The organism is Streptococcus sp. HMSC056C01, from assembly GCF_001811305.1.
Classification (GTDB): domain Bacteria; phylum Bacillota; class Bacilli; order Lactobacillales; family Streptococcaceae; genus Streptococcus.
This window is the reverse complement of record NZ_KV804192.1, coordinates 57,090-71,029: the sequence shown is the minus strand read 5'-3', so window position 1 is coordinate 71,029 and position 13,940 is coordinate 57,090. Positions and strand designations below refer to the sequence as shown.

The following is a 13,940-nucleotide window of genomic DNA, read 5'->3' as shown; positions in this document are numbered from 1 at the left end:
GACGCAGTTTGAATTTGATTTTCGAAGAGTATTAAGCTTTAACTTCGATGACTGCATCACCCTTAGCAACTGATCCAGAAGCAACTGGATTTACTGAAGCAAAGTCTGCAGTGTTTGTCACGATAACCATAGTTGTGTTATCAAGTCCTGCAGCGGCAATCTTAGCTGAGTCAAATGTCCCAAGAACATCTCCAGCTTTAACCTTTTCACCTTGGGAAACTTTTTTGTCAAATCCTTCACCGTTCATTGAAACAGTGTCGATACCAACGTGAATCAAGATTTCAGCTCCGTTTGCTGTTTTCAAACCATAAGCATGCCCTGTTGGGAAGACGATTGTCACTTCAGCATCAGCTGGTGCATAGACAACATCTTGACTAGGTTTCACAGCGATTCCTTGTCCCATAGCTCCACTTGAGAAAACTGGGTCGTTCACATCAGCAAGAGCTACAACGTCACCAACGATTGGAGTTTGGATGACACCTTCGCTAGGAGCAACAACAGTACCAGTTACCGCTTCGTCAACCAAACGTTCAGTTGTAGTTTCTGAAGCTACTTCTGCTTCATCTTCATAACCAAACATGTAAGTAAGAGCAAAACCAAGAGCAAATGATACAGCTACCATAAGAAGGTATTGTGGAAGTTGTCCGTTACCAATGTAGAGCATTGTACCTGGGATGATAGTGATACCATTACCAGTACCAGCAAGACCAAGGATAGATGCCAATCCACCACCGATAGCACCAGCGATCAATGAAAGGAAGAATGGTTTACGGAAACGCAAGTTAACCCCGAAGATAGCAGGCTCTGTAATACCAAGGAAGGCAGAAAGAGCAGCAGGGAAAGCAAGTGTTTTAAGTTTAGGATTTTTAGTTTTCACACCAACGGCTACTGTCGCAGCACCTTGAGCAGTCATGGCAGCTGTGATGATAGCGTTGAATGGGTTAGCATGGTCAGCAGCAAGCAATTGAACTTCAAGCAAGTTGAAGATGTGGTGAACACCTGATACGACGATTAATTGGTGAACTCCACCAATCAAGAAACCACCTAGTCCGAATGGCAAGTTAAGAATTGCTTTAGTTCCAATGAGAATGTAGTTTTCAACAACGTGGAAGACTGGTCCGATAATAAACAAACCAAGAATTGACATAACCAAAAGTGTTACGAATGGTGTCACCAAGAGGTCAAGAACGTCTGGAACAACTTTACGAACAGCTTTTTCAAATTTAGCTCCGACAACCCCGATGATGAAGGCTGGAAGAACTGAACCTTGCAAACCTACAACTGGGATAAATCCGAAGAACTGCATTGCAGTTACTTCACCACCAGAAGCAACAGCCCAGGCATTTGGAAGTGAGCCAGATACGAGCATCATACCAAGGACGATACCAACGGCTGGGTTACCACCGAATACACGGAAGGTTGACCAAACAACCAATCCTGGCAAGATGATAAAGGCTGTGTCAGTCAAGATTTGAGTGTAAGTTGTCACATCTTGTGGAAGTGTCATTCCGAGAGCAGTCAAGAGACCACGAACACCCATGAAGAGACCAGTCGCTACGATAACTGGAATGATTGGTACGAAGACGTCACCGAAAGTACGGATGGCACGTTGAAACCAATTTCCTTGTTTAGCAGCTTCTGCTTTCATTTCAGCTTTTGTTGAAGTTGGCAAACCAAGAGCTACGACTTCATCGTACATCTTGTTTACTGTACCAGTACCAAAGATGATTTGGTATTGACCTGAGTTAAAGAAAGCACCTTGAACTTTTTCCAAGCTCTCGATAGCATCTTTGTTAATTTTCGCTTCATCTTTAACCATAACGCGAAGACGAGTCGCACAGTGAGCTACACTATTAACGTTCTCACGTCCACCTAAGGCCTCGATGACTTTTTTTGCAATTTCTGTATTCGTCATTTGCAAAAATCTCCTTATAAAAAATTTGTAAAATGTTTGAAAGCGATTTTATCCGCCCTACGAATATTATTCTATCACGTTTAAAAAATATGTCAAGCGTTTTGCAGAAAAAATTTTGCTAATTTTTATTTTTTGATTGTTTTTGCTATTTTTTTCATCAATACAGCAATAAACACCCTATAAACTCAAGGTTTTTACTTTTAAATTTTCAAATTCTTTCATAATTTCATTATTTTTCATAAAATCCCACCTCAGTATTCTGTCAATCGTTTGACATTTTTTTCTTAATTTTATAATAAAAGACTTGCTTTTTTATAAGGAAACGTTTACTATAAAGATAGTAGAATTTATGGAGGGAATATAAATGGAATGGACAACTGAACGTCGCTACAGACGTTATGAAGATTGGACACAAGAAGAAAGAAAAGAAATCCAAGAAAAGATGGCGCAGTCACCATGGCATGTTGCCTATCACGTCGAACCCAAGCAAGGTCTTCTCAATGATCCAAACGGCTTTTCTTATTTCGATGGCAAGTGGGTTGTCTTTTATCAGAACTTCCCCTTCGGTGCAGCTCATGGTTTGAAATCTTGGGTGCAGCTTGAAAGTGATGACTTAGTTCACTTTACTGAAACTGGGGTTAAAATCTTGCCTGATACAAAACTAGATAGCCACGGTGCTTACTCAGGATCTGCTATGCAGTTTGGTGATCAATTGTTCCTTTTCTATACAGGAAATGTCCGTGATGAAAATTGGGTTCGCCACCCTTATCAGATTGGTGCCTTGATGGATAAGGACGGTAAGATTGAAAAAATTGACAAAGTTTTGATTGATCAACCTGCTGATGCTACTGACCACTTCCGCGATCCACAGATTTTCAACTTTAAAGGACAATACTACGCTATCGTTGGTGGTCAAGACTTGGAGAAAAAAGGTTTTGTCCGTCTCTACAAAGCGGTCGATAACGATTATACAAACTGGCAAGAAGTTGGTGATTTGGACTTCAACAATGACCGTACTGCCTATATGATGGAGTGCCCGAACCTCGTCTTTGTTGGAGAACAGCCTGTCCTTCTCTACTGCCCACAAGGTTTGGATAAAAAGGTTCTTGACTATGACAACATCTATCCAAATATGTATAAAATCGGTGCTTCCTTTGATCCTGAAAATGCTCGTATGGTAGATGTTTCTGAACTACACAATCTAGACTATGGTTTCGAAGCATATGCCACTCAAGCCTTCAATGCCCCTGATGGACGCGCTCTTGCTGTTAGTTGGCTTGGTTTACCAGATGTTTCTTATCCATCTGATCGCTTTGATCACCAAGGAACTTTCTCATTGGTCAAAGAATTAACTATTAAAGATGGCAAACTCTATCAGTATCCTGTATCTGCTATCAAGGAACTCCGTGCTTCAGAAGAGGAATTTTCAAATCGTTCTGAAACTAAAAACACCTACGAACTTGAACTGAACTTAGAGGCTAATAGCCAAAGTGAAATCATCCTTCTTGCTGATAAAGAAGGTAAGGGACTCTCCATCAATTTCGACCTTGTCAATGCTCAAGTTACTGTTGACCGCAGTCAAGCAGGTGAGCAATATGCTCAAGAATTTGGAACTACTCGCTCATGTTCAATTGACAACCAAGCTACTACTGTAAATATCTTCATCGATAATTCAGTCTTTGAAATTTTCATTAATAAAGGAGAAAAAGTATTTTCTGGTCGTGTCTTCCCACATGAAGATCAAAATGAAATCCTCATTAAATCTGGAAACCCAACTGGAACATACTACGAATTAGAATATGGTCGCAAAACTAACTGATGTCGCAAAATTGGCTGGCGTCAGCCCTACTACCGTTTCACGTGTCATCAATAAAAAAGGTTATCTGTCTGAAAAAACCATTCAAAAAGTCAATGAGGCCATGCGAGAGTTAGGCTATAAACCTAACAACCTTGCTCGTAGCCTCCAAGGGAAGTCAGCCAAGTTAATCGGTTTGATTTTCCCAAAAATCAGCCATGTTTTCTATGCTGAATTGATTGACAAATTGGAACACGAACTCTTCAAAAAAGGCTACAAGACAATCATCTGTAACAGTGAGCACGATTCAGAAAAAGAACGTGAATATCTTGAAATGCTAGAAGCCAACCAAGTGGACGGCATTATCTCTGGTAGCCATAACTTAGGGATTGAAGACTACAATCGCGTCACAGCACCAATCATCTCTTTTGACCGAAACCTATCGCCAGACATTCCTGTCGTTTCTTCTGATAACTATGCTGGTGGAGTCCTAGCAGCTCAAACCTTGGCTAAAACTGGAGCCAAGTCTGTCATTATGATTACAGGTAATGACAACTCTAATTCACCAACTGGACTTCGTCATGCAGGATTTGCTTCTATCTTCCCCAAAGCTCCCATTATCAATATTTCCAGTGACTTTTCACCCCTCCGCAAGGAAATGGAAATCAAAAGTATCCTGACCAAACAAAAACCAGATGCTATTTTCGCATCGGATGATTTGACTGCCATCTTGGTAATGAAGATTGCTCAGGAACTTGGTATCTCTGTTCCAGAACAACTTAAGGTTATTGGTTATGATGGAACTTATTTTATTGAGAATTTCTACCCTCACCTCACTACCATTAAACAACCCTTGGAAGAAATTGCTCGCCTGACAGTTGATTTACTACTCCAAAAAATCGAGGGGAAAGAAGTTGCCACGACTGGTTATTTCTTACCAGTTAGTCTCTTACCAGGTAAAAGTATTTAATACTCTTCGAAAATCTCTTCAAACCACGTCAGCTTCCATCTGCAACCTCAAAACAGTGTTTTGAGCAGCCTGCGGCTAGCTTCCTAGTTTGTTCTTTGATTTTCATTGAGTATAAACAAAAAAACTCAGACTAGATTCGTCTGAGTTTTTCTTATGATCTTAAATGTTTCAATAGCGTTTGCGCTTTTTCTAAATTAAAGGTTTTTTCAGCAATCAAGTTTTCTACTAGCTTAGGTACTTCTTTCTCTGTAGCACCTGCTAAAAGGGCTAACGATTTTGCTTGAAGCTTCATGTGTCCATGCTGAATCCCTGTACTGACCAAAGCCTTAAGGGCTGCAAAATTCTGAGCAAGACCAATCGAAACGATAATTTGAGCCAATTCTTTGGCAGATGGATAACCTAGCAACTCATGACTGAGTACGACTCGAGGGTTGAGACCAATCGAACCACCCTTGGTAGCAACCGGCATCGGCATGGTCATCTCTCCAATTAGCTCTTCTGTTTCCAAATCCATAGTCCAACGACTAAGACCTCGATAAGAACCATCATGGCTCGCATAGGCATGCGCTCCCGCTTCAATGGCACGCCAATCGTTTCCAGTAGCAATCAAGAGAGCATCGATTCCGTTAAAGATTCCCTTGTTGTGAGTCGCTGCTCGATAAGGGTCTGCTTGGGCAAACTGACTAGCCAATACCATTTTTTCTGCTAGTTCACGTGCTTCATCTTTTTTGCGACTCAAATAACGAAAAGCGATGCGACAAGTTGCAGTTACTAGAGAATCTGTGGCGTAGTTGGATAAGATTCCCATTAAACTTTGTCCTTGACTGAGAGTTTCTAGACTAGGTTTTAGGGCCTCAAGCATGGTATTGAGCATATTGGCGCCCATGGCTTCCTGAGTATCTACATGGAGGTAAACCACTAAAAAGTCAGCCTCACCAGAAATTTTTTCAACTGTTAGCTCTCTGGCTCCTCCACCACGTTTGACAATAGATGGATAGGCTTGATTTGCTTGTTCGAGTAGTTCTTCTCTTTGACTCAGAATGGCCTGGCAAGCTAAGTCCCTATCTGAAACCTGATAGAGGGCTACCTGACCGATCATTTGGCGCTGATGAACTTGAGCTGTAAAACCTCCAGCACGCTTGATAATTTTGCTGGCAAAACTAGCTGCAGCAACTACAGATGGTTCTTCTGTCACATAGGGAACTGTGTATTCTTGACCATTTACCAGAACTTCTGGAACGATTGAGTATGGAAGCGAGAAGGTCCCAACCACATTTTCACTCAATTGGTCCGCAACTGCTAGACTGAGATTTTCATTTTGCGCAAGACTTTCTTGGGCTTCAATAGTAGTAAGCGCCTGAGACTTAACTAGCTCTAGGCGCTCTTGAATTGATTTTTTAGCAAATCCATTCCAATTTTTTTTCATTATTTTTCAACCTTGCTGTAGCGACGTTGGTGGTCTACAATCTCAACAAGGGCATAGTCTTGCCCTTCATAACCTGACATCGTTGCAGATCCAGACCCATCTAAGTTGGCTTCCTCAAAGAAGATTCGTTCATAGTCAGCAACACTCAAAGCTTGACGTTGATCTAGCAAGTCTAAGCGATTTTTCCGCAATTGCTTTTCAAAACCTTCAACCAATTCCACACTAAAGAACTCAGATACAGCACCACTTCCATAGCTATAGAGGGCAATCTTATCTCCAGCTTTTAGGCTGTCAGAATTTTCAAGAAGAGACAAGAGACCTAAGAAGAGTGAACCTGTATAGATATTTCCAACTTTTTGGCTATAAATAATAGATTCATCAAAGTGCTTTTGAAGCAAGTCCTTCTTCTCTTGAGGCAAGGATTTGTCTAGGATTTTTTTCAATCCTTTGAGAGCTAGCTTCGGATATGGCAAGTGGAAACATACAGCTTCAAAATCCTCCAAGTTACAGTCATAACGCTTTTGGTACTCTTCCCAAGTCGTTTTTAAGCTATCAAGATATTGCTGTGTTGAGTAAACCCCATTTACAAATGGTGTTGTCGAGTAATTTGGACGCCAGAAGTCCATAATATCACGAGTCTGCGCAACGTTATCGTTGTTGAATACCATAACACGTGGGTTTTGGCTAATCAACATAGCAACACAGCCTGCACCTTGAGTTGGTTCTCCAGGAGTTTCAACACCATACCTTGCAATATCACTGGCTAGTACCAAAACTTTTGATTTTGGAGAGTTTTCTACGTGTAACTTAGCATAGTGAAGGGCCGCTGTTGCACCATAACAAGCTTCCTTGATTTCAAAACTACGAGCAAATGGTTGAATCCCAAGCAAACCGTGTACAAAGACAGCTGCAGCTTTACTCTGGTCAATCCCAGACTCTGTCGCTACGATAACCATATCAATCTCTTGCTTATCTTCTTCAGTAAGGATAGAATTTCCTGCACTAGCAGCCAAGGTAACAACATCCTCTGTTAAAGGAGCAATACTCAATTCTTTTAAAAGGAGTCCTTTACTCAATTTTTCAGGATCAGTCCCTCGAGTTTCTGCTAAATCTTGTAATTTCAAAACGTATTGACTGGTTGCAAAACCAATCTTATCAATACCGATTGTCATATTTACCTCTATTTTTATCATTCATTGTAAAAAATCGTTCACCTCTATTTTATCACAATTGAGGTCAAATGAGCGAAAAAAGACTTGATTCACCAAATCAAGTTCATTTTAAAAACCTTATCTAATTTTTAGACTAGTCCAACAAACAGAACTTTAGGGCTACAAAAAATCGAGTCTTAGCTAGCTCGATTCTTTTTGAGATAATGATACAATTTCAACAAAACTGTCCCACTGGCCATTCCAATGGAGATAACGAGGGCCAACATCATAACTAACATGGCACTAGAAATGGCATGACCGTAGTCACCTGTAACGAAGAAGGAAGTGGTTCGATAGGACAGATAACCTGGCACTAGTGGCGCCAATATTGCCAGAGCAAAAACAACTGCTGGTGTCTTATAGAGGATACTCATAATCTGGCTGACACAAGAACCAATCACAGCAGCAATAAAGGTTGCCAAAATGACGTTAGTCGGATCTTTGAGTATCAGATAGAGTAGCCAGATAGACATTCCCAAAACTCCACCAGGGATGAGCATGGAACGCTGGACATTTAAAACGATTAAAAAGGTAATAATGGCAAGCAAACTTGCCAGAGCTTGCAATAAAAATGTTGTTAGTGTCATATTAGTTCATGAGTACGAGGGCAACTGATGTTCCAGCCCCTAAGGCAAGGGTAATCAGCAAGGATTCAAACATCTTGCTCATACCAGAGTTAATGTGATTGGTCATAATATCTCGAACAGCATTAGTCAGGGCAATTCCAGGTACAAAAGGCATAACCGCACCCGCAATCACCAGATCAGCTGTCGACGGCAAACCAGAATAGCGCGCCCAAAATTGTGCAATCAAACCGAAGACAAGAGCACCTGCAAAAGCTGTCATAAAAGGAATACGAATAAACTTCTCTACATAGAGAGAGAAAGTAAAAGCAAACAAGGTCGCCACTCCTGCTCCTATTGCATCGTAGACATTCCCACCAAACATAATTGAAAAGAAAGGAGCACTGAGGGTCGCTGCAGCAGTTAGTTGAACATTGGTGTAGGGAGATGCCTTGGCATTCAATTCCTTTAGTTGGATAAAGGCTGTCTCCAAATCAAGCTGTCCTGCTACAAGCTGCCGTGAAATCTGGTTGACATCACATACCTTCTCAATATTATAAGCAGAGGAGGTCACTCGCTTCATACGAGAGATATTTGTATTTTCAATGGAGAAAAAAATGGCGGCAGGCATGGCTAAAACATTACAATCCATAATACCCTGTGAATGAGCAATCCGAATCATGGTATCTTCAACACGATAAATCTCAGATCCGTTTCGAAGCAGTATCGTTCCTGCTAGCATAATGACATCGATCACTGCATTCAGTTGTTTGACTTCGTACATGTTTTCCTCCTTCTAAAACTCCTTTTTATTTTATCATAAATTTGAAGGAAAAAAAATCTTTGTCACAAAAACTGTGACAAAGATTGAATTATGTATATGGAGTCTATTAATTTCGTTGACTTCCATTTCCATCTTGTGTAGGTGTTGTTGGATGGTTACCCTGTGTAGGGTTTGTAGGGTTTGTTGTGTCTGTTTGACCAGAATTATGTTCTGACGAAGGTTGACTAATTGATGGTGAAGTTTTTTTAGGTTTATAAATATATAGTTTAACTATCGGATTGCTTAAATCAAGTTTTTCATCCGGTGCGGGACTTTGTTTCGCAATCTCACCTTCTTTAATTCCTTCTTGTGCTATCTCCACTTCTTTAATTTCAATTCTATCTTCACTAATACCTATACTTTTAAGATTATTTTTAGCAAATTCAAGACTTGAGCCAATGTAGTTTGGCATAGTTATCGTCGTCACCTTTTTCTTCTTAGCAACAGTTAAAACGATAGAAGTTGCCTTGCTAAGATCATAAGTCGTACCTTCTGCTAAGCTCTGTTTCAAAACCACACCGGGTTCTGATTCACTGGACTCTTCTTCTTCAATCTTAATCAGATTTTCAGGAACTTTTTTCCCTTTCAGCTCAGCAATGACATCTGTAGATTTACGACCAACATAATTTCCAAGCTTAAAGGATTGTTGACCTGAAGAAATAATGAGATTAACCTTAGTTCCTTCTTTGCGAGCTGAGCCAGCATCTGGATCTGTTCGGATGACCCGACCTTCCTCTACGGTATCACTAGCTTCGGTCTTCTCCTCACCAATCTCAAAATTCGCTTTTTTCAAGTTTTCCTTAGCTTCAGCAACAGTTTGACCTGCAACTTTTGGAATCTCAATAGTAGCTGGTGTTCTGGATAAAATCCACACCAGAGAAGCCGCAACCAGTACGAAACTTGCTAGTAGAACTAGATAACGTGCTTTAAAACGACGTTTTTTCACTGGTTTTTCCACAGATTTTTTAGCACTTACTTCTGGGCTAGTTTTAGTTGCCTGATGGCTTTCTGTCTGTGGTTGAACCTTAGGAATAGAGGTCAAGGTTGTCTGAGAAACTTTTGGCAATGTCTTTGTGTCCGCCTTAGTAGCATCATCAAAAACAAGTTTCGGTTCATTTCTGCGGTTATAAGATAGACTGCTAGACAAATCAACATACATCTCTGAAACCGACTGGTATCGATCCGTAAGCTTTTTAGCAGTTGCTTTGATGACCACATTCTCCAAAGCTTGGGGAACAGATGGATTTTCAGCTATGACCGAAGGGAGAGGTTTTTGGAAATGCTGGAGGGCTATAGTTACTGCACTATCGCCATCATAAGGGATATGCCCTGTCAGCATCTCGTAGAAAATAATCCCCATGGCATAGATGTCACTCTGCACAGTTGCCTTAGAGCCACGAGCCTGCTCAGGTGACAAGTAGTGGACAGAACCCAGCATAGAGTTGGTCTGAGTTAGACTTGTCTCTGCAAAGGCTACGGCAATCCCAAAATCCGTCACCTTAGCCGTTCCATCAGGAGTTAAAAGAATATTTTGAGGCTTTAAGTCACGATGGACAATACCTTTAGTGTGCGCCAAGCGCATCGCTAAGAGAATCTGTCCCATGATACGGACAGCTTCTTCATTTGAGAGGGGATAGTGTTCTTTGATATAGCGCTTAAGATCAAGACCAGCTACATATTCCATAGCTAGGTACTGTTGACCGTCCTCTTCGCCGATATCCGTTATCCGAACGATATGGGGATGATCTAAGTCAGCCATTGCACGCGCTTCACGCTGAAAACGAGCAACAGCAATCGGGTCAGTCTGGTAGTTAGTCCTCAAGACCTTCACAGCTACCTCTTCCCCGTCTAAAATCAAATCCTTGGCCAGGTAGACATCTGCCATACCTCCACGACCAATTTGTTTGATAATCCGATACCGCCCGGCAAAAATCTTGCCGATTTGGATCATTCTGCCGCCTCCTCCTTAATCGAAACAAGGGCAACTGTAATATTATCAAGCCCTCCGGCATTGTTGGCAAAGCGTACCAAAGTGGCCGCCTTATCATCAAGCGAAATATCGCTTGTCACAATATCATAGATCTCACTACCTGAAATCATATTGGTTAGACCGTCGCTATTCATGACCAGATAGTCACCTGCTTCCAAGCTGACAATTCCAAAGTCAGGCTGAATTTCGTCTTTTTGTCCGATAGATTGGGTGATGATATTCTTTTGTGGATGTGCTTCAGCTTCTTCAGGTGTCAATTGACCTGCCTTAAGCAATTCATTGACCAAAGAATGATCACTGGTCAATTGATGGTATTCTTCACCACGAATCAGACCGATACGTGAATCTCCAATATGAGCATAAATAGCTTGATGATCAATAATTGCAAGGGCTTCTAGAGTTGTCCCCATTCCCTTGTAAGCTTCATCACGCCCCATTTGATAAATCTTTTGATTTTCAACTTCTAGATGGTGGGCAAACCATTCGCGAACTTCATTAACGGTGTCAATCTGCGTATCAACCCAGGCAACACCTAAATCAGTTACTGCCATTTCGCTAGCAATATTACCTGCACGGTGTCCTCCCATCCCGTCAGCCAAGATGATCATTGTACGACCGGCACGGTTGACAAAAAGATTGACATAGTCTTGATTATTTGTACGTTTCTGACCCACATCTGTTAATAATGAAATCTCCATTGTGTCAGTTCCTTCCTACTTGGATATCTTGCGAAATTGGCTGATGAAGAATCCATCACTTCCGTATAATTCCGGAGTAATGAGGATACAACCATTTTTCACGATATCCTTACATTCGTGTTCTAGTTTAACCTGCTCGAACTCTGGATGACTTTCTAAAAATGCTTGAACAACTTGAAAGTTCTCTTCAGAGACAATAGTGCAGGTACTATAAGTTATTATACCACCTTTACGTAGCGTTTGACAAACACTACCTAATATTTCCAACTGAATTTCCTGTAATGACGCGAAATCTGCTGTCTCTTTATTATATTTGATATCTGGTTTTCGACGCAATAGACCAATCCCTGAACAAGGGGCATCAACAAGAATCTTATCAAATTGATCCTTACCAAAAAATTCATGCACTTTTCGAGCATCCAGTTTTTGCGTTTGGACACGGTTCGCTACACCTAGTCGCTCTGCATTCTCTTGAATCAAAGTGAGTTTATGGTCGTAGAGATCTAGAGCCGTTACCTGACCTGTCGTCAAATAGGATGCCATATGGGCGGTCTTTCCACCAGGAGCTGCACAAGCATCTAAAACCTGCTCGTCGCCTTGTAACTCTAGTGTCGGTGCAACCAGTTGACTAGACTCATCCTGGATAGTAATAGCCCCTTCAGCAAACAAATCATGGCCTGCAAAGTGCCCCTGTTCCTTAACCAGACCAGCAGGAGATAAAAGAGAATCACTTGCACCAAGCAGAGTTTTGATCTGCTCTTTTCGACTCAAATCGGTCACACGGATACTGGCTTTATTCCGTTGCAAAAGACTTTCAAAAATAGCTTGAGCTCGCTCTTCTCCGTACTCTTCCTTTAGCTTAGAAATCAACCAAACTGGTAAAGAGTATGCAATAGAATCGCGCTTATTTTTACGTTTGATACTGGCAATCTCTGGCAAGCCCTCACGCAAGATACGGCGCAAAACTGCATTGACCAATTTTTCGCTACCCTTCTTACGAGCTTTTGCAATTTCCACTGCCTCATTGACCACTGCATGGTCAGGAATCTTATCCAAGTATTGGAGTTGATAGACGCTCATGAGAAGCAGAACATAGAGCCAGCTATCTAGCTTGTCTCTATCCTCAATAAAGTGAGAAATGTACCACTCTAGTGTGAGTTTTCGAGCTACAGTTCCATAGACCAGCTCTGTCACTAAACCCTTATCTGCAACTGATAGTTGACTTCCCTTGAGGTGTTTATTTAGAGCGATATTGGAATATGCTTCATTGACAAAGACGTCTTCTAGCACCTCTAAGGCTAAACTTCTTGCCGTTTCTACTTTAGTCACCAAATCGTTCTCCTACTGCCAAAGTTCGTCCCACACCGTTGAGGAAGGAAGCAATGTCCATCTTAGGTTTTCCTGCTGGTTGAACTTGCTTGAATGATAAAGCTCCTTCTGCTGTTGCGACGATCAATTCTTTCTTGCCGATGGAGAGTATCTCACCTGGAGTCCCTTGACCATCTACTGGTAGAGCTTCATAGATTTTGAAGCGTTCGCCCTTGAGGAAGGTATGAGCAACTGGCCATGGATTCATCCCACGGATTTGGTTAAAGAGTTGACGATTGGTCTTGTTCCAGTCCAATTTTTCTTCCTCAGGTTTGATATTTGGCGAAAATGTAACCTGACTTGGGTCCTGTGGTTCTGGTTGAATCTCGCCAGCAATGTATGCAGGCAAAGTATCCAAAAGCAGATCACGACCAACAATTGCCAATTTTTCAAACAAAGTTCCTACATTGTCCTCATCTGTAATTGGAATACTGCGACGAGAAATCATGTCTCCCGCATCCATTTCCTTGACCATTTCCATAATGGTTACTCCTGCCTCCTCATCACCCTGAATCAAGGCATAATGAATGGGAGCACCACCACGGTGTTTAGGAAGGAGCGAAGCATGAACATTGACTGCAAAATCCATGCTATCAAGGAGTTTACTTGGGAGAAATTGCCCAAAGGCGGCTGTTACAATCCCATCAGCGCCCAAGTTCATGATAGCTTCCATTTCTGGACTACCTGATAATTTTTCGGGTTGGTAAATAGGAAGTCCTGCCTCTTTGGCAGCTTGTTTAACTGGGGTTTCTTGGATAACTTTTTTACGTCCGACAGCACGGTCTGGCTGAGTTACAACTGCTAGAATCTCATAGCGATCATCTGACAAAAGTCCCTTCAAAACGGTTGCTGAAAAATCGGGAGTCCCCATAAAGATTAATTTTGTCATATCTTCTCCTTCTTATAAAAACTGTTGCGGTTCGTGATCAATACTGAGACGAAGTTCGCTATTTTCCCGTTCTTGTGTCAAGGCCAAGACCTGGTTAAGGGTTGGACCAAGCTCATCTTCTAAACGGTATTTAATTAAAATCTGATAATGATAGAGGTTATGCGTACGAGCAATCGGTTTAGGGGTCGGTCCTAGGATTTTACTAGCATCCGACAAACCAGACCTCAAAATACCCATGACTTGATAAGCACGTCTAAGAACCTCCTCCTCTTTTTTATGAGACAAGGTAATC

Annotated in this window: 11 protein-coding genes and 1 pseudogene; 2 read left to right on the top strand and 10 right to left on the bottom strand. The window is 41.5% G+C overall.

The window, feature by feature from the left end; genetic code table 11:
- Nucleotides 1-31: 31 nt before the first annotated feature.
- The gene (locus HMPREF2795_RS02920; RefSeq protein ID WP_075228181.1) at nt 32-1,915 is read right to left on the bottom strand and encodes a sucrose-specific PTS transporter subunit IIBC; all 1,884 of its coding nucleotides are present in this window, start codon (nt 1,913-1,915) and stop codon (nt 32-34) included.
- Nucleotides 1,916-2,279: 364 nt separating this feature from the next.
- Here HMPREF2795_RS02920 and HMPREF2795_RS02915 point away from each other — a divergent pair, with 364 nt between their 5' ends.
- Nucleotides 2,280-3,734, top strand: a complete 1,455-nt coding sequence (locus tag HMPREF2795_RS02915; protein ID WP_075228180.1) for a sucrose-6-phosphate hydrolase — start codon at nt 2,280-2,282, stop codon at nt 3,732-3,734.
- On the top strand, nt 3,715-4,680 hold the full coding sequence (locus HMPREF2795_RS02910) for a LacI family DNA-binding transcriptional regulator (protein ID WP_000225981.1): 966 nt from the start codon (nt 3,715-3,717) through the stop codon (nt 4,678-4,680). Before HMPREF2795_RS02915 ends, HMPREF2795_RS02910 begins: the two co-directional genes overlap by 20 nt.
- Nucleotides 4,681-4,831: 151 nt before the next feature.
- Here HMPREF2795_RS02910 and HMPREF2795_RS02905 read toward each other — a convergent pair whose 3' ends face one another.
- From HMPREF2795_RS02905 to HMPREF2795_RS10875, 9 genes and pseudogenes are all read right to left on the bottom strand, one after another.
- The gene (locus HMPREF2795_RS02905) at nt 4,832-6,106 is read right to left on the bottom strand and encodes a hydroxymethylglutaryl-CoA reductase, degradative (protein WP_000742574.1); all 1,275 of its coding nucleotides are present in this window, start codon (nt 6,104-6,106) and stop codon (nt 4,832-4,834) included.
- On the bottom strand, nt 6,106-7,278 hold the full coding sequence (locus tag HMPREF2795_RS02900) for a hydroxymethylglutaryl-CoA synthase (RefSeq protein ID WP_000151973.1): 1,173 nt from the start codon (nt 7,276-7,278) through the stop codon (nt 6,106-6,108). The genes HMPREF2795_RS02905 and HMPREF2795_RS02900 overlap by 1 nt, the downstream gene beginning before the upstream one ends.
- A gap of 176 nt (nt 7,279-7,454) precedes the next feature.
- Nucleotides 7,455-7,904 (bottom strand): threonine/serine exporter family protein, encoded by a 450-nt coding sequence (locus HMPREF2795_RS02895; protein WP_000176923.1) that lies wholly within the window; start codon nt 7,902-7,904, stop codon nt 7,455-7,457.
- 1 nt (nt 7,905) lies between these two features.
- Entirely contained in the window at nt 7,906-8,664 is a 759-nt protein-coding gene (locus tag HMPREF2795_RS02890; protein WP_000273380.1) for a threonine/serine exporter family protein, read from the bottom strand.
- A 106-nt stretch (nt 8,665-8,770) separates the two neighbouring features.
- Complete coding sequence (gene pknB, locus HMPREF2795_RS02885; protein ID WP_000614502.1) at nt 8,771-10,654, bottom strand: Stk1 family PASTA domain-containing Ser/Thr kinase; 1,884 nt, start codon at nt 10,652-10,654, stop codon at nt 8,771-8,773.
- On the bottom strand, nt 10,651-11,391 hold the full coding sequence (locus HMPREF2795_RS02880) for a Stp1/IreP family PP2C-type Ser/Thr phosphatase (RefSeq protein ID WP_000406258.1): 741 nt from the start codon (nt 11,389-11,391) through the stop codon (nt 10,651-10,653). Before HMPREF2795_RS02880 ends, pknB begins: the two co-directional genes overlap by 4 nt.
- Nucleotides 11,392-11,406: 15 nt before the next feature.
- Entirely contained in the window at nt 11,407-12,720 is a 1,314-nt protein-coding gene (gene rsmB, locus HMPREF2795_RS02875; protein ID WP_000169681.1) for a 16S rRNA (cytosine(967)-C(5))-methyltransferase RsmB, read from the bottom strand.
- Entirely contained in the window at nt 12,713-13,648 is a 936-nt protein-coding gene (gene fmt / locus HMPREF2795_RS02870) for a methionyl-tRNA formyltransferase (protein ID WP_000163660.1), read from the bottom strand. The genes rsmB and fmt overlap by 8 nt, the downstream gene beginning before the upstream one ends.
- Before the next feature lie 12 nt (nt 13,649-13,660).
- Nucleotides 13,661-13,940: pseudogene (locus tag HMPREF2795_RS10875) on the bottom strand (primosomal protein N'); the annotation flags it as partial.